The 15,784-nt window shown below is 68.5% G+C and carries 16 protein-coding genes; 7 read left to right on the forward strand and 9 right to left on the reverse strand.

The genetic code is table 11. From position 1 onward, the window contains the following. Positions 1-239 precede the first annotated feature (239 nt). The 4 genes from APZ21_RS09385 to APZ21_RS09395 form a co-directional block, all read right to left on the reverse strand. Positions 240-686 carry a MarR family winged helix-turn-helix transcriptional regulator gene (locus tag APZ21_RS09385; RefSeq protein WP_054812864.1) on the reverse strand — a complete coding sequence of 149 codons (447 nt, stop codon included), beginning with the start codon at positions 684-686 and terminating at the stop codon, positions 240-242. A gap of 259 nt (positions 687-945) precedes the next feature. Then, on the reverse strand, positions 946-1,119 hold the full coding sequence (locus APZ21_RS35050) for a hypothetical protein (protein ID WP_169812069.1): 174 nt from the start codon (positions 1,117-1,119) through the stop codon (positions 946-948). A gap of 291 nt (positions 1,120-1,410) precedes the next feature. Further along, positions 1,411-1,662 (reverse strand): hypothetical protein, encoded by a 252-nt coding sequence (locus APZ21_RS09390; RefSeq protein ID WP_054812865.1) that lies wholly within the window; start codon positions 1,660-1,662, stop codon positions 1,411-1,413. A gap of 165 nt (positions 1,663-1,827) precedes the next feature. After that, positions 1,828-3,048, reverse strand: a complete 1,221-nt coding sequence (locus tag APZ21_RS09395) for a PucR family transcriptional regulator (RefSeq protein ID WP_156370917.1) — start codon at positions 3,046-3,048, stop codon at positions 1,828-1,830. A 586-nt stretch (positions 3,049-3,634) separates the two neighbouring features. Here APZ21_RS09395 and APZ21_RS09405 point away from each other — a divergent pair. Continuing rightward, a complete protein-coding gene (locus tag APZ21_RS09405; protein ID WP_054812868.1) occupies positions 3,635-3,997 on the forward strand; it encodes a hypothetical protein in 363 nt (120 codons plus the stop codon). 60 nt (positions 3,998-4,057) lie between these two features. Here the strand turns inward: APZ21_RS09405 and APZ21_RS09410 are convergent, their stop codons facing one another. The 3 genes from APZ21_RS09410 to APZ21_RS09420 all read right to left on the reverse strand — a co-directional run bounded on the left by APZ21_RS09410 (position 4,058) and on the right by APZ21_RS09420 (position 6,693). Continuing rightward, complete coding sequence (locus APZ21_RS09410; protein ID WP_082392956.1) at positions 4,058-4,741, reverse strand: TetR/AcrR family transcriptional regulator; 684 nt, start codon at positions 4,739-4,741, stop codon at positions 4,058-4,060. Then, the gene (locus APZ21_RS09415; protein ID WP_054812869.1) at positions 4,725-5,870 is read right to left on the reverse strand and encodes an acyl-CoA dehydrogenase family protein; all 1,146 of its coding nucleotides are present in this window, start codon (positions 5,868-5,870) and stop codon (positions 4,725-4,727) included. Before APZ21_RS09415 ends, APZ21_RS09410 begins: the two co-directional genes overlap by 17 nt. Before the next feature lie 124 nt (positions 5,871-5,994). Further along, a complete protein-coding gene (locus APZ21_RS09420; RefSeq protein ID WP_239476555.1) occupies positions 5,995-6,693 on the reverse strand; it encodes a TetR/AcrR family transcriptional regulator in 699 nt (232 codons plus the stop codon). A 310-nt stretch (positions 6,694-7,003) separates the two neighbouring features. Between APZ21_RS09420 and APZ21_RS09425 the strand changes: the two genes are divergently transcribed. The 4 genes from APZ21_RS09425 to APZ21_RS09440 all read left to right on the forward strand — a co-directional run bounded on the left by APZ21_RS09425 (position 7,004) and on the right by APZ21_RS09440 (position 11,506). Further along, complete coding sequence (locus tag APZ21_RS09425) at positions 7,004-7,957, forward strand: alpha/beta fold hydrolase (protein WP_054812870.1); 954 nt, start codon at positions 7,004-7,006, stop codon at positions 7,955-7,957. A gap of 109 nt (positions 7,958-8,066) precedes the next feature. Then, a complete protein-coding gene (locus tag APZ21_RS09430) occupies positions 8,067-9,524 on the forward strand; it encodes an SDR family NAD(P)-dependent oxidoreductase (protein ID WP_054812871.1) in 1,458 nt (485 codons plus the stop codon). 75 nt (positions 9,525-9,599) lie between these two features. After that, complete coding sequence (locus tag APZ21_RS09435) at positions 9,600-10,001, forward strand: DUF2784 domain-containing protein (RefSeq protein ID WP_054812872.1); 402 nt, start codon at positions 9,600-9,602, stop codon at positions 9,999-10,001. Between the two features lie 164 nt (positions 10,002-10,165). Next, positions 10,166-11,506, forward strand: a complete 1,341-nt coding sequence (locus APZ21_RS09440; RefSeq protein WP_082392958.1) for a CoA transferase — start codon at positions 10,166-10,168, stop codon at positions 11,504-11,506. Here the strand turns inward: APZ21_RS09440 and APZ21_RS09445 are convergent. Next, complete coding sequence (locus APZ21_RS09445) at positions 11,503-12,084, reverse strand: TetR family transcriptional regulator (RefSeq protein ID WP_054812873.1); 582 nt, start codon at positions 12,082-12,084, stop codon at positions 11,503-11,505. The two genes, APZ21_RS09440 and APZ21_RS09445, sit on opposite strands and share 4 nt — an antisense overlap. 122 nt (positions 12,085-12,206) lie before the next feature. Here APZ21_RS09445 and APZ21_RS09450 point away from each other — a divergent pair, with 122 nt between their 5' ends. Next, positions 12,207-13,244 carry a nucleoside hydrolase gene (locus APZ21_RS09450; protein ID WP_054812888.1) on the forward strand — a complete coding sequence of 346 codons (1,038 nt, stop codon included), beginning with the start codon at positions 12,207-12,209 and terminating at the stop codon, positions 13,242-13,244. Positions 13,245-13,260: 16 nt separating this feature from the next. After that, a complete protein-coding gene (locus APZ21_RS09455) occupies positions 13,261-14,136 on the forward strand; it encodes an amidohydrolase family protein (protein WP_054812874.1) in 876 nt (291 codons plus the stop codon). A gap of 6 nt (positions 14,137-14,142) precedes the next feature. On the opposite strand, the gene recD is transcribed toward APZ21_RS09455, so the two are convergent. After that, positions 14,143-15,784: exodeoxyribonuclease V subunit alpha (recD, locus tag APZ21_RS09460; RefSeq protein ID WP_054812875.1), on the reverse strand; the 1,642-nt coding region annotated here is incomplete at its 5' end.

Here is a 15,784-nt window from a genome sequence, read left to right on the forward strand (position 1 = left end):
GGGAGAGTTTCGATGCCTCTTCGATCAGAAATCGAGGCGGCCCGGATACTTCTCGACCGGATGGCATCTCGCCGCATGACCGCCCGCCTGCCGCGAGTTTCTGCGCGGGCCGCTGCAGACCGCTTCCTCGACACAGCACGACATCATGTCTCAGCCGAATGTGCGAGCGGTCGTTGCCGAGCGCGGGACCTGCCGCTCGACCCGCGCGCTGCCAGGAACCCGCGCCGGGTACGGGTAGGTCACCCGTAGGCGATTCTCTCCAGCAGATCCAGTGCTTCGTCCACCTTGTGCAGCTCGCTGGATGGCAAGCTTTCCGACAAGATCTGCGCGAGAGCGTTGTTCAGTGGCGCCTGCTGCCCGCGCACCCAAGCGCGGCCTTCGTCGGTGAGCATCAGGTTCACGCGGCGTCCGTCGATTGGGTCCCGCAAGCCGACGATCAGCCCCTGATCTCGTAACCCGTCGACGACGTTGCGCATCGTCTGTGGACGCACCATCTCCAGGCGAGCCAGATCGACGGCGGCCATCGCTCCGCGTCGATTCAGGCGTCCCAGCACCGCCCATTGCGTCGCGGACAATTGACGCTCGTCGGGATCCCTCCGGGAGCGGCGCAAAATCACGGTCAGCGCAATGCGCAGGCGCGCCGCCGTGACGGACAGTGCTGCGGCGTCCGCGGTATCAACGCTCACGTACAACTCCTATTTTCCTGACCGGGAACGATCCATAGGCGGCCAGGCCGCGGAAAGCCTATTTAGCAGGCCCGATCTTTGCGTCAGTGACGACGAAATTGCGAAGTTCCACTTCCGGATTCCATCTCCGGGGCCCTTATGGCAGGTTATGGAACACGAAGTAGACAACTGCGGGCGGCGGCGACTCCGTACCGGGAAGCGCGGAGTCGTGCGGACCGTGAACGGTGTCGCCACCGCCCGCGTGCACCTGGCTAGCCGTTTACAGGCAGAAGCTCAGCTCGACAGGGCCGACAGGGATGGGGAGGCATACTTCCACCGAACCCATGACGGGGGTGGCCGCGGACGCGTCCGCCGATGCCGTGCCGACACCGAGGGCGGTGGCGGACAGCGCGAATGCGACGACGGCGAGCGGGCGGATAATTCTCGAGTTCATACAGTCATCCTCAGTCGTGTTATGCGAAAAGCCCCAGGCCCGAGACGGCTCCATCAGATCACGGTCCTGGCGACCGCTGCACGTTGTTTTCGAGAATTCGGATCCGAGACCAATTGTTTGCGAAGCCATCGTGAACAATCACAATAATTAATGGCATTCACATTTAACTGTGTCGTGAATACACATGATAATTCGCCCGGTTGGTTGTGATCTTTCGGTGAAATCCCCTGGGCGGACAGCGCTGAAACCTACTCCGCTATCCGCGCGAGGGTTTCGAGATCGCGTCCATCGTCATTGTCGAGACTGTGGTTGCGGCGGAATGAGTTTGGTCCAGAAGTCGTGGCGTACCGCGTCCCACAACTTGCTCATTTCCGGAAGGAGCTCTCGTGCTCGTGCGAGATCGGGAAAGCCCTCGGGGCCGAAGGATACGATCGGCGTGGCGCCGGATTCCTCGTGGACGGCGACGATGGATATCAGATAGTCCTGAAACGGCCGCCATGTGGCTCGTAATCCGTCGGCTTCGGTTCTTCGCATGTCATCCATATGTTGTTTCCAACTCGTCGACTTTGTTCTGAAGCGTTCTCGGCCGTTGTGAACGTCTACCGGAAACAGCCGGTGGCACCGTCCGGCACGGGCGCCGCCGTGCTGCGGCGGGACGGCGGATGCTGATCGACCGGAGTAATCACGCGCCCGCTCGACCGCACTCCGCTAGCTGCGGTAAGTGTGGGCAATCAATGCCGAACGCAGGTGCCACAGCCCGCTCGCCGTCGTGGGATCGAACCCCGTCAGATGACCGATCCGCTTGAGCCGGTAGTCCACGGTGTTGGTGTGTACATGTAGTAGCCGCGCCGTGCGCTGGCGGTTCAGATTGTGCGCGATATGGACCTGCAGAGTCTCCAGCAGTTCCGGATGCTCGTCGAGTGGGTCGAGCAGCGACCCGAGATGTTCGCGGGCCGGGCCGGGGCGGGTGATCTGGTATTCCAGGGCAAGATCGTCGAAGTGGTATAGGCCCGGCGCCGAACGCAACCGGGTGACCATGTCGAGTAGTTGGTGGGCGCGATCGGCAGCGGTGGGCACGGTGTCGGCGGGGGCGGTGACCGTCGCGGCGGTGATGGGCACGCGGGCCGCCTGCGACAGCTGCCCGATCAGCTCGTTCAGGGCGCCCTCGGCGATGTGATCGGCGGGGATGAGCAGGGTGCCGCCGTCGATCGACAGCAGCGAAAGCACGGTGTCGTCGCAGCGGGTGGCCAGTTCCGCCTGCACGCGCCGGAGTTTGCGGCGGGCAACGACTTTCGCGTCCAGCATCGGGTTGGACTCGTCCGGGTGAGACGGAATGGCGAGGGCTATCACGCGATAGCGGTCGGAGATGTCGATACCGCACTCGCGGGCCATGGTGGATGTGGGGTGGCCCCCGAGCAGCGCCGAGGTGAGCGTGTGCACCGCGGTGTGGTGCTCCGACACGACCGCACGCAGTTCGCGCACATAGGCCACCGAAACCGCCGTTGTCATGGTGTCGAGCATTTCGACGACGAGTTTGGCGCCGTCGAGGATGCTTTGGTAGTCGGCCATGCTGGGAGGGAGCATCGGCTCGGCGTCGGCCGAGCCGGAGGCACGCTGCTGGACCAAGCCGGGGGACACCACCAAGTCGAAACCGATCTTGAAACCCTCGTGGATAGCGTGGTGGATGGTACCGATGGGCACGCCTTCGCGCGCCCATTGGGCCGCGGCGTCCTCGAGCTGCTCGGTCTTCTCCGGAATGTTGCTGCCGTCCAGCATGCTGACTGCCAGTTCCAAGCACATACGGGTGATGACGGTGATGTCGCCGTGGATCGCGTCACCGGGCAAGGTACCGCAGGGGGCAACGGTTTCGACGAAATGCCCGACCATCTGCCGCGACAAGGCCCGCACGTCTTTCAACGGCAACGACATGGGCCGGCCGGAAACAGTGAGTCCTTGCCGACGCGGAGCGGTGAGAGGCATGGTCGAACTTCCTTCCATCTCCGTTAACTGCACTATTGCACCAGCGTAACCAGAACAAGACTCGTGAGAACGGCTTACTCCGAGTAACGTGAATTCCGGGAGGACCGGTCGGTAAGCGATAGTGATATTTCACAATGACGGTCGCCGCACTGCCACCGACCTGCCGAGATGTCGGAGAACAGCGAATCGGGCACGACCCGGGAAGTCGCCGGAACGAGCGCAATCCGCGTGATCGACGGCGCGGATCCACACCTCTCGGATGCGCATCCGTATCGTCTCGGCGGCCGGTGCCGTGTATCCAAATCGCCGCATGGAGAAACTTGTCGAATCACTCGGTGTGACAAAGCTTTCCAGATCCCCGGTGTCGATCATGGGCGGACCGGACAGGATCACACGGCAATCACCCCGATACACCGTGCGCGGTGATCTCCGTCGGTAACGAAGTGGCGAACGGCCCTGCCGAATTCGAATGCGGAGGTTCATGCTGGTCAGAAGGCTGATTCCGCATTTCATCCACTTATCATCGGGAGGTCCCATGTTCGGTAGCGCCGATTCGACGAGGGACTCGCGGCGCGGTTGGCACGCGCAGGCGGGCGACCTGCTCGGCGACGACTACAACGTGCCCGGCATCGTCGCGTGCGGGTTCGGCATCGTCGCCCTCGCGTGCACGCTCACCGCGGCCGGTTACGGATTCGTCGGCTGGGCGCAGGTCGGGGCGGTCGTCACCGCGCTGCTGTGGCTGACCGGAATCGGGGCGTTGGTCATCGAACATCGCCGCGAACAGGCGATCGAACGCGAATACGGACGACGTGGACACGCGCCGGGCCACCGGGCCCCGCTGCGCTACGGCGCCATGACGCGCGCCACCGATACCGCCACCCCCGAGACCGCGCCCTGAGCGCCGTATCTCGTTCGCGCGTGCGGGGGACGCATCGCCGCACGCACTGCCCGCCGGGGCTCACTGTCCGAGTTCGATCCTGGGCATGGTCTCGGTGACAAGGGTGGTGAGCATGTCCACGAGCAGGGCATGGACCTGTTCGCGACGCAGTGTGCCGCGCACGATCCACTCCCGACCCGCCACTTTCACCAGGCCGCCGTACGCGCGCACCAGTGCGCGCAACTGTGCACCGTGCGCCGAATCGGCCATGCCGACCATGATCAGCATCCGTTCGGCCGCCGCGTCGTCGGCCTCGTCGAGGATCTGTTGCACCTCGGGATCGTTGCCGACACCTTCGTGGCTGGTCACCTTGACCCAGGTGTTGCCGTGCTCGGCGATGGTCTCCAGCAGCCAGCGCACGCTGGCCTCGACACGCTCGCGGTGGCTGCCGCTCGGCACCACCATGTCATCGATCCGCGGCAGGGTGACCATGCGGCGCACCACCGCCAGGTACAGGTCCCGTTTGTTGCCGAAATAGTGATTGATCAGTCCCCGGGCCACACCGGCGCGCTGGGCCAGCTCCGCGGTCGAGACCGCCGAGTAGGGCCGTTCGCCGAACATGTCGATGGCGCAGGCCAGAATCTGCGCGCGGCGTTCGTCGGGTTCGAGGCGTCGGCGGCGCGGCGCGTCCTCGACGGCGCCGTCGGCAGGCGCCGCGGGCGCGACGTCGGTCCGACGGCGGTCGGATTCAGAGAGACCGGGCAATGAGATCCTTCATCACCTCGTTGCTGCCCGCGAGGATGCGCAGCACGCGGGCGCCGGTGTAGAGCTGGGAAATCGGATACTCCGTCATGTAGCCGTAGCCGCCGAACAGTTGCAGGCAGCGATCGACAACGATACCGAGTTGGTCGGTCAGCCAGTACTTGGACATGGCGGCGGTGGGAATGTCGAGTTCGCCTGCGACGTGTTTGACGATGCAGTCGTCGAGGAAGGTCCGGCCGACCTTGGCGATGGTCGCGCATTCGGCGAGTTCGAATTTGGTGTTCTGCATGGCGTAGAGCGGTTTGCCGAACGCCTCGCGGCCCTTGGTGTACTCGACGGTCAGCGCGACCGCCTTCTCCATCATGGCGACCGCGATGATGGCGGTGACCAGCCGCTCCTGGGCCAGCATCTGCATCATCTGGTAGAAGCCCTGACCTTCGGCCTCGCCGAGCAGGTTGCTCGCGGGCACCCGCAGTCCGTCGAAGAACAGTTCGGCGGTGTCCTGCGCCTTGCCGCCCATCTTGTCGAGGATGCGGCCGCGTTCGAAGCCGGGGGTGTCGTCGGAGACCTCGGCGAAGATGAGCGAGACGCCCGCGGCGCCCTTGGTGGGGTCGGTCTTGGCGGCGATGATGATGCCGTCGCAGAGCCAGCCGTTGGTGATGAAGATCTTCGAGCCGGTGATGACGTATTCGTCACCCTCGCGCACGGCCCTGGTCTTGATGTTCTGTAGATCCGAGCCGGTGCCCGGTTCGGTCATGCCGATGGAGAGCACCATCTCACCGCTCGCGGCCCTCGGCAGCACTCGCCGCTTGAGTTCCTCGGTGGCGAAGTGCTGGAGGTAGGGCGCGATGATCGTGCTGTGCACGGGCAGGCCCATCGAGCCGTCGCCCGCGAACGCCTGCTCCTCGATGATGGCCGCCTCGTGGGCGAAGGTGCCGCCACCGCCGCCGTATTCCGCGGGCACCGACGGGCACAGCAGGCCGAGTTCACCGGCCCGGTTGTAGAGCGCACGGTCGGGATGGCCCTGTTCGACGTACTTCTCCTCGTGCGGGACGACTTCCTTCTCGAAGAATGTCCGCGCGAGTTGCCGTACCGCCTCGACCTCGTCGTCACTCCACGCCGCACGTGCCATTGCCGATCCTTCGTCTCGATGCTCGCGTGCGACGTGCAGGCCGCACGTCAATAGCGTTCCACCACTATTGACGCCCTGTCAACAAAACGGACCGGACAGGGGCCGCAACGGCGGTCGTGTCCGCTCAGCCCGCGGAGCGCCGACCTCGGTCGACAGCGGCCAGAGTGGTGAAGATCGGGGTGTCGGGATCGGCGGAGATGCCCTGGCGGCGCAGGTAGCCGTCGATCAGACCCCACACGAATTCGGCGGACTGGTCGACGAATTCGGCGGTGCGCTCGGGCCCCGGGCGACCGGCGTCGCCGAGCCAGAGATCGGTGGTCGCCACCACGACGCCGACCACCGCCCTGGACAGATAGTCGATCCCGGAGGGATCGATCGGCAGCGGCTCGGCGATCGCGCGGGCCTGCGCGGCGACCCGGCCCGCGGCCGCGCGGCCGAGGTCGAATTGCAGGACCGATCCGTCGTCCTGCTGCGTCGACTGGGCCTGGCCGAGGAAGCGGAAGACATTGGGATGGCGCAGGATCGAATCGGCGTAACCCGCCAGCACCCGCCGCAGCGCGACCCGGGGCGGTTGCAGCATCAGCGTCAGGTCGGCGCCCGCCGACGCGGCGGCCGAGCGGGCCATGCGGTCGCCGATCTCGGTGTAGAGGTCGGCCTTGTCGACGAATCGGCGGTAGAGCCTCGGTTTGGTGATGTGTGCCTCGCGCGCGATGTCGTCCATGCTCGGACGCGGTCCTTCGCGATCGATCACCCGTATGGCCGCGTCGACGATCTCCTCGCGCGAGATCGTCCGCGGCGCGGAGCGGGATTTCGCGCGTGGCACGGCAGCGAGCTTACACGTACCGCCGGTACGGACGCGCCGCCCCGATCGCGCGCAACCGATCGCCCCTTCGACGGCACGCGGTCCCGCCGCGGCGGGATCGCCGCCTTCGCGGTGCGCCGAGCGGGTCCGGCTATTTGCCAGTGTCATGCCGCTAAGTGACCTACGTCACCACCCGGCGCCCTCCCGCGGATTGCGGACCGCGCAGCCGTACTGACAGTATCGAGCAACGTACCGATGGTACGTTCGGGCGCTCGGCGCCCGGCCGCGACAGCCCATCGGCCGCGATGGCCCATCGAGCGAGGCAGCCCAGATGAACCGACCGTCCGACAGCACCGATCCGCGGGGCACCCACCGACCGGTCCGCACCTCGACCGTCCGCGGCGCGGGCGTCGACCTGGCCGTCTTCGAATGGGGTTCGCCCGGCGGTGACCCGCTGGTGCTCGTGCACGGACTCTCCGACACCCACCTCGTGTGGACCGATGTCGCGGTCCTGCTCGCCGACGGGTTCCGCGTCATCACCTACGACGTGCGCGGCCACGGCGGTTCCGGCGGTCCGTATACGGCCGCGGACTACCGACTCGAGCGGCTCGCCGCCGACTTCTTCGCCCTCGTCGACCGCCTCAGCCCGAACCGGCCGGTGCACGTGTGCGGACACGGCTGGGGCGCGGTGCAGATCTGGGAAGCGGTGTGCGACCCGCGCGCCAACACCAGGATCGCCTCCTTCACCGCCATCGCCGGACCCAACCTCGATCACGTCGGCTCCACCGTGCGCGACCTGCTGCGCCACCCCCGGGAGGTGACGCGCGCGGTCGCCGACCGCAGGTTCTGGTGCGGCGGCGGCCGTTCGCCGCAGACCGCCGCGCAGCGGATCCTGTTCCCGCCCCGGGTGCGGAGCTTGGTCGTCGAACGGCTCGGCGGCATCGCAAGGGCGAACGCCCCGCTCGCGCCCACCTGGCGTGCGGACCTGCTCGCGGGCGCGCGGATCGCGGGCGCCAACCTGCCCCGCCACCTGCTGCGACCGCGGCGCAGGCACACCGCGGTGCCCGTGCAGATGGTGGTCGACACCACCGACATCCTGGTTCCGCCGTTCCTGTACTACGGCAGCGCCCGCTGGGTCGACCGATTGTGGCGGAGTTCGATTCCGGCCGACCATTGGCTGCCGGTGACCGAACCGCTGCTCGTCGCCGAGGCCATCGCCAATTTCGTCGACGACCTGTCGACGGCGAACGCGCCGTATCCGGGCACCGGCGCCGCGGAACGCTGAACCGACCGCCCGGAGCCCTCGGGCCGGGCACGCAGGGCGAATGCGACAATGAGGGCCGACAACGCCTGTCCACAACGCCCCCGTTCACGAAGGATCGCCCCGCATCACGATGGCCGCACACACCCCGTCGCCGACCACGACCCAACCGGCCATCGACCCCGACGATCTGGCCACCTGCCTGCGCGTGCTCGATCAAGCGGGCGCGCTCGACAAGGACGATCCGTCTTCGATCGCCGTGCAGCGGGCCGTCGGCCACATGTTCAAGAAGCTCAAGCAACGCAGGCGCAGCGAGGCCAGGGCCGCGGTCTCGGAGGCCGATCGCGCGGTCGTGGCGGCCACGGCCACCGGTTCGCCGAATCGCATCGATGACGAGACCGCGGGTATTCCGATCAGCGCGTCCACCTCCGGCGCGAGCGCGGGCATGCTGATCCGGCCGCGGCCCTGCTATATCTGCAAACAGCGCTACACCCGGGTCGACGCGTTCTACCACCAGTTGTGTCCCGAATGCGCCGCAGACAGCCACGCCCGCCGCGACGCCCGCACCGATCTCACCGGCCGCCGCGCCCTGCTCACCGGCGGTCGCGCCAAGATCGGCATGTACATCGCGCTGCGGCTGCTGCGCGATGGCGCGCACACGACCGTCACCACTCGTTTCCCCAACGACGCGATCCGCCGCTTCACCGCCATGGAGGACAGCGCCGACTGGTTGCACCGGCTGCGCATCGTCGGCATCGACCTGCGCGATCCGGCCCAGGTGGTGGCGCTGGCCGACGACGTGGCGGCACAGGGTCCGCTCGACATCCTCATCAATAACGCCGCCCAGACCGTGCGCCGCTCCCCCGGCGCCTACAGCGCACTCGTCGAGGCCGAATCCGGTCCGCTGCCCGCGGGCGCGCTGCCGGATGTCGTGACCTTCGGCAAGACCATGCAGGCCCATCCCACGGCGCTGACCGCCTCGCTCGCACCCGCGCTCACCGCGGCCGAGGTCGCGGAACTGGCGCTGGTCGCCGGATCGGCCACGCCCGAGCGCATCGCCCGCGGCATCGCCATCGACGCGGGCGGCCTGGTGCCGGATCTCGCGCACACCAACAGCTGGGTGCAGACGGTCGCCGAGGTGGACCCCACCGAACTGCTCGAGGTACAACTCTGCAACTCGGTCGCCCCGTTCATCCTCATCTCCCGACTGCGCCCCGTCATGGCCGCCGCGGCGGCGCGCCGCAAGTACGTGGTGAACGTCTCGGCCATGGAGGGCCAGTTCTCCCGCGCCTACAAGGGGCCGGGCCACCCGCACACGAATATGGCAAAGGCCGCGCTGAACATGCTGACCCGCACCAGCGCGGGCGAGATGTTCGAACGCGATTCGATCCTCATGACCGCGGTCGACACCGGCTGGATCACCGACGAACGCCCGCACTACACGAAGCTGCGCCTGGCCGAGGAAGGTTTCCACGCGCCGCTGGATCTGGTCGACGGCGCCGCACGCGTCTACGACCCGATCGTCCGCGGCGAGAACGGCACCGACATCTACGGCTGCTTCCTCAAGGACTATCGCCCTTCTCCCTGGTGATCCCGTCTCGAAACCACGCGCGGTCCCGACGCCCGCGATCGCGCCGCCGCGGTTTCGGCGCCCTATCCTTGAACCATGCTGTATCGGCTTCTTGCCGATGCCACCGCGGTCGCGCACTTCGCCTTCCTGGCCTATGTGGTGGTCGGAGGCTTCCTGACGTGGCGGTGGCCGCGGACTATCTGGCTGCATCTGTTCGCGTGCGGGTGGGGGTTCTCGACAGTCCTGTTCGGGTTCGACTGCCCGCTGACCTATCTGGAGGACTGGGCGCGGCGGCGGGCGGGTGAGAGCGGCCTGCCGTCCAGCGGATTCATCGATCACTATCTGACGGGGGTGATCTATCCGGCGAACGCGGTGGGGCTGGTGCGGGTGCTGGTCGCGGTGTGCGTGGTGGTGTCGTGGGCAGGCTACGCGGTGCTACGGCGGCGGGCGGACCGCGCGCACGGCGATCGGACACCCACGGATTCGGCACGGCACTGAGGAAGGCGGCCGATGTCGGTGCGCCACGGTCGGTTACGCGCGGGTTCGGCTCGCGGACCCGTGACGGTGGCCGCGGCGGGCGGGCGCATTGCGTGGCGGTTGCCGGGTCGGGCGGCGCGACTTCGACACAACGTCGGCCGCCCGGAACTATTACTGTCGTTCTGGTGAACGATCACGCACGGCTGGTCCACGATTACGAAATCGGCATCGGTGTTCCCACCTCCGCCATCGATCCGGCACCGGACCCCGGCGGCAATCTCGCTGCCACACTGCCGGTCTGGGCACTGGCCGCGGGATCGATCGCAGCGTTGACGACGGCCGCGAACCGACTGCGCGACGCACACGGACTGGCACCGGTGGCCCACCGTATCGACCCGGCCCGGATCGCGGCGTCGTTCTCCAGCGAGCGACTGCTCCGTGCCGACGGCAGGCCGCCCGCCGTCTTCGCCGACCTGTCCGGCTTCTTCCCGACCTTCGACGGCTGGGTGCGCACCCACGCCAACTATCCGCACCACCGCGCCCGACTGCTGGCTTGCCTCGGCCTGCCCGACAACGCGCCGCTGGATCTCGCGGTGGCGCAGTTGGCCATGAGCCGGGCCTGCGATGTCGAGGAGGCGGCCGCCGCCTGCGGCGCCGTCGCGGTGCGGGTGCGCGACGAGCAGGAGTGGGCGGGCACGCCGGAGGCCGTCGCCGCCGCCTCCGGTCCGCTGGTGGCGCTCGCCGATCGCGCCGATCGCGCGGGCACCCAGTTCCGTTCCGACGCCACCCCGTTCCAACCGCTGCGCGGCGTGCGCGTCCTCGATCTGACCCGGGTCATCGCCGGTCCGGTCGCGACCCGCACCCTGGCGCTGCTCGGCGCCGAGGTGCTGCGGGTGGATCCGCCGTTCCTGCCCGAGATCTCCTGGCAGTACCTCGACACCTGTCAGGGCAAGTTCTCCACCCGCCTCGACCTGCGCGAACCGGCCTTCGCCGACCTGCTGGCCGCCGCCGACGTCCTGGTGACCGGCTACCGCCCGGGGGCGCTGGAATACGCGGGGCTCGACATCTCGCTGCGCCCCGGTCTGGTGCACGGCCGGGTGTGCGCGTGGGGCGAGTCCGGTCCGTGGGGCGCCCGCCGTGGTTTCGACAGCATCGTGCAGGCCGCCACCGGTATCTCCATCATCGAGGGGGCGCCGTCGGTACCGGGCGCGCTTCCCGCCCAGGCCCTCGACCACGCCACCGGCTATCTGCTGGCCGCGGGTGTGATCGACGCGCTCGCGGCGCGCACCTACGACGGTGTCGGGCGCGATGTCCTGGTGTCGTTGGCGCGCACCGCCTCCTGGTTGCTGAATGCCCCGGACCGCACCCTCCATCACCCGCAGGCGACGCCGCCGCATCCCGATGCGGCCGTGGCGCACGGCGGTCTGGTGACCGCCGCGCCCGCGCTGGCGGAGTATCCCGACTACGCCTGGCCCGCTCCCGGATACGGCAGCAACTATCCGGCCTGGCCGGTGCGCACCCGCTAGGTGTCGCCTTCCGCGCCCGCCACGGCAAGGCAGGCGATGGCGAACTGTTCGCCGCGGGGCAGCGTGGCGTCCGGGGCGAGCATCCACAGCACCGAGAACCCTTGGGTGATGGTGAAATACAGTTCCGCGACGGCGTGCGCGCCGGCCTCGGTCAGGCGCGGATGCGTTTCGCGCAGCGCGGCGGCGAGGTCGGCGTACGCGCCCGCGAGCCCTTCGCCGACGAAGGTGGGCTGTTCCGGTGTGCGTGCCACCCGCAGCATGTTCTCGACGCTGGCGAGCATGCTCTCGCGGTTCTCGGCGAACAGCGCGGGCAGGCCGTCCACCATGACGGCGAGCGCGGCGGGCAGCGGCATGTCCCGGGTCGACCGGATCAGCGCTTCCATCCCGTCGCCGATGCCGGTGCCGAGCGCTTCGGCGAGCGCCTCGGCGATCAGCCGCTCCTTGGAGCCGAAGTGGTAGCCGATGGCGGCCAGGCTGACGCCCGCGGCGGTGGCGATGTCACGGGCGGTGGTCTTGGCGACGCCGCGCTCCATGATCGCCTTGCGCGCACCCGCCAGCAGGTCTTCCCGGTTTCCCATGCGGCCAGCCTACAATACCGTCTGAGACATATGTACCAGACATTCGTGCCGGCCACGCGCGGACCCATGCGCCCCGGCTCCGGCGCGATCGCTACGCTCGTGCTGTGCCGCAGCCGATCATCATGGACGTCGATACCGGCATCGACGACTCCCTGGCCCTGCTGTATCTGCTGGCCTCGCCCGAGGCCGAGATCATCGGTATCGCCGCCACCGCGGGCAACGTCACCGCACCGCAGGTTGCGGTGAATACGCTGGCCTGGCTTGACGTGTGCCGGGCGCCGGATATCGAGGTCGCCCTCGGCGCGGCCGAACCGCTGGCGATACCGCTGCGCACCACCGAGGACACCCACGGTCCCCAAGGCATCGGTTACGCCGAACTACCCGTCCCGGTCCGGCCGCTCTCGCAGCGCTCGGCCACCCGCATGTGGGTGGAGCGAGCACGCGAGCGGCCCGGCGAGATCATCGGACTGTGCACGGGCCCGCTCACCAATCTGGCGCTGGCGCTGCGAATGGAACCCGGACTGCCGACCCTGTTGCGGCGGTTGGTGATCATGGGCGGCGCGTTCAACCATCCGGGCAACACCACCCCCACCAACGAGTGGAACGTGCACGTCGACCCGGAAGCCGCCAAGGAGGTCTTCGACGCCTTCTCCGCGGCGCCCGCCGATCGACGGCCGATCGTGTGCGCCCTCGACGTCACCGAGACCATCGAGATGCGGCCCGACCATCTGCGACGGCTGGCCGAGCGCGCGGGCTGTCCCCCGCGCGAGCCGGCCTCCGCGGACGATCCCGAGGGACTGCGCTCCACCGCGCCGAATCCGGTGATCCGTCATGTCGAGGACGCGGTGCGGTTCTATTTCGAATTCCACCGCCGCTACGACCAGGGCTATCTGGCGCATATGCACGACCCCTTCGCCGCCGCGGTGGTCCTCGATCCCGGACTCGCGCGCACCCGACCGGCCACGGTCGACGTGGAGCTCACGGGCACGATCACCCGCGCGACCACGGTCGCGGACTGGGCAGGCATGTGGGGCCGCCGACCCAACGCCGACATCGTGACCGGCACCGATCCCGCCGTCTTCTTCGACCGGCTCGTCGCGCGCGTCGGCGATTTCGCCAAGGCGCTGTATCCGCAGCAGCTGCCCCAGGAGGTTTCGTGATCGATCGGGAGCACCCGTGAACGACGTCGAGTATCTGTTGGGGCTGCGCGCGCGACTCGGCCTGCCCGGATTCCTCGACGTGCACACCCATTTCATGCCCGAGCAGGTCATGCGCAAGGTGTGGGCCTATTTCGACGCCGCGGGGCCGATGACCGGGCGCGCGTGGCCGATCACCTATCGCACGGACGAACAGGAGCGGTTGAAGGTGTTGCGCGAGTTCGGGGTTCGCGCTTTCACGGCACTGGTATACCCGCACAAACCGGATATGGCGGCCTGGCTCAACGAGTGGACCGCCGAATTCGCCGCGCGCACTCCGGATTGTCTGCACACCGCCACCTTCTATCCCGAACCCGGCGTCGACTCCTATGTCGAGGCGGCGCTCGACGCGGGCGCACGGGTGTTCAAGGTGCATGTGCAGGTCGGGGACTTCCATCCGGGCGATCCGCTGCTGCATCCGGTCTGGGGCATGTTGGAGGACAGCGGTGTGCCCGCGCTCGTGCACTGCGGGTCGGGTCCGGTGCCCGGCACCTACACCGGACCCGCGCCGATCGCCGACATCCTGCGTCGCCATCCGCGGCTACGGCTGATCGTCGCCCATATGGGCACCCCCGAATATTCCGCATTCCTTGACCTGGCACAGCGATACGAGGGCGTCCACCTCGACACCACGATGGTGTGGACCGATTTCACCGAGGCCGACGCCCCCTTTCCGACCGCGGAACACCCCCGCCTGCGCGCGATGGGCGAGCGCATCCTGTTCGGCAGCGACTTCCCGAACATCCCCTATTCGTACGGGCATTCACTGCTCGCCCTGGAACGGCTCGAGCTCGGCGACGACTGGTTGCGCGCGGTCTGCTACGGTAATGCCGCGCGTATGTTCGACCTCGACTGAGCCCGGTCAGGTCGTGGCGGCGCCCCGCCTGGACAGGCCGCTGGCGCGCAGTACCCGGCGACCGATGGCGGCGCGAACGGACTCCTCGGCCCCGATGACGCGCACATGACGGCGCGCCCTGGTGATGGCGGTATAGAGCAGCTCCCTGGTGAGCAGCGTGGATTCGGGTTCGGGCAGCACCACCGACACGGTGTCGTACTGACTGCCTTGACTGCGGTGGATGGTCATGGCGAAAACCGTGACCACGGCGGGGAATTGCGTGGGATGCACCAGATACGGCGCGCTGCCGCGTTGCAGCGCGGCGCGCAGCGAGCCGTCCGGCAACCGCACGATGACGCCGGTGTCGCCGTTGTAGATGCGGGCCTCGTGGTCATTGGCGGTCACCAGCAGCGGCTGGCCGGGATACCAGGGCACATGGGCCGATTCCGGTCCCGCTCCGCCGGCCGCGGCCCAGTCCGCGGCCATGCGGTCCCAGCGCTCCACACCGAACCGACCCTGGCGGTGCGCGCACAGCAGCCGGTGCGATTCCAGCGCCGCCAGCGCGCCCGCCGCGTCGCCCTCGAGCGCCGCCGCGGTGACCGCGCGGGCCGCCTCGACCACATCGGCACGCACCCCGGCGGTGGTCTCCGGCGCGCACAGCGACACCTCCGCACCGCCCGCGCGCAACAGCTCCAGCGCGGTGTCGGCATCGCCCGCGCGCACCGCGACCGCGAGTTCGGCGATCCTGCCGCCGAAGCGGCGACCGCGGGTCAACCGGACGATGCCGCCGCGCATCCGGGTGTGTTCCAGCGCCGACAGCGCCTCCGTATGCCGTCGCGGCACGGACGATTCCGAATGCCGTTCGCCCAGTATGCGGTCCAGCACCGGATTCGGGGCGCCGATCACCGGCCCCGCGACCAGATCCGCCAGGACCGCGCCCGCGTCGACCGACGCCAACTGGTCGGGATCGCCGACCAGCACCAGCCGGGTGTCGGGCCGCAACGCCGCGAGCAGACTGCTCATCATGGTCAGCGACACCATCGAGGTCTCGTCCACCACGATCACGTCATAGGGCAGTCGATTGAATTCGTGATGGCGAAAGCGGGTGCCACGACCGCGCTGCCAGCCGAGTAACCGGTGCAGGGTGGCGGCGGTCAGTTCCGGCAGGCCGAGTTCGTCCGCCTGTTCGCGCACGGCCTCCTGGAGGCGGGCCGCCGCCTTGCCGGTGGGCGCGGCCAGCGCGATACGCAGCGCGGGCGATTTGGGTTCGGCCCTGCGGTGCGCGTCGAGCAGGGCCAGTACCCGGGCGATGGTGTGCGTCTTGCCGGTTCCGGGTCCGCCCGCGATGACGGTGGTCCAGTGGGTGGCGGCCAGCGCGGCGGCCAGCCGCTGGCGGTCGGGGACAGCGCCGTGCGCGCCGTCTGCGGATTCGAACAGCCGATCCAGTTCGCGTCGCACGATATCCGGGTCGACCTTCGGGTGGCCCGCGGCCCGTTCGGTGAGCACGCGCCGAATCGTCTGCTCCTGGCGGAAATACCGATCCAGGTACAGCAGCGGTCCGGCCGGGTCACCGGGTTCGGCCTCCACCAGCCGCAGCGGGGTCAGCGGCCCGGCCTCGCCGCCGCGCACCAGCGGACTCACCCGCAGGGCCGCGGTCACCGCGCCGATA

The organism is Nocardia arizonensis (genome assembly GCF_001310275.1).
GTDB classification, from domain to species: Bacteria; Actinomycetota; Actinomycetes; order Mycobacteriales; family Mycobacteriaceae; genus Nocardia; species Nocardia arizonensis.

What these genes read in the sequence shown, in the direction of transcription:
- APZ21_RS35050 (WP_169812069.1), bottom strand. Translation starts at nt 1,119, where the DNA reads ATGAACTCGAGAATTATCCGCCCGCTCGCCGTCGTCGCATTCGCGCTG.
- APZ21_RS09390 (WP_054812865.1), bottom strand. Translation starts at nt 1,662, where the DNA reads ATGGATGACATGCGAAGAACCGAAGCCGACGGATTACGAGCCACATGG.
- APZ21_RS09395 (WP_156370917.1), bottom strand. Translation starts at nt 3,048, where the DNA reads ATGTCGTTGCCGTTGAAAGACGTGCGGGCCTTGTCGCGGCAGATGGTC.
- APZ21_RS09405 (WP_054812868.1), top strand. Translation starts at nt 3,635, where the DNA reads ATGTTCGGTAGCGCCGATTCGACGAGGGACTCGCGGCGCGGTTGGCAC.
- APZ21_RS09415 (WP_054812869.1), bottom strand. Translation starts at nt 5,870, where the DNA reads ATGGCACGTGCGGCGTGGAGTGACGACGAGGTCGAGGCGGTACGGCAA.
- APZ21_RS09425 (WP_054812870.1), top strand. Translation starts at nt 7,004, where the DNA reads ATGAACCGACCGTCCGACAGCACCGATCCGCGGGGCACCCACCGACCG.
- APZ21_RS09430 (WP_054812871.1), top strand. Translation starts at nt 8,067, where the DNA reads ATGGCCGCACACACCCCGTCGCCGACCACGACCCAACCGGCCATCGAC.
- APZ21_RS09435 (WP_054812872.1), top strand. Translation starts at nt 9,600, where the DNA reads ATGCTGTATCGGCTTCTTGCCGATGCCACCGCGGTCGCGCACTTCGCC.
- APZ21_RS09445 (WP_054812873.1), bottom strand. Translation starts at nt 12,084, where the DNA reads ATGGGAAACCGGGAAGACCTGCTGGCGGGTGCGCGCAAGGCGATCATG.
- APZ21_RS09450 (WP_054812888.1), top strand. Translation starts at nt 12,207, where the DNA reads ATGGACGTCGATACCGGCATCGACGACTCCCTGGCCCTGCTGTATCTG.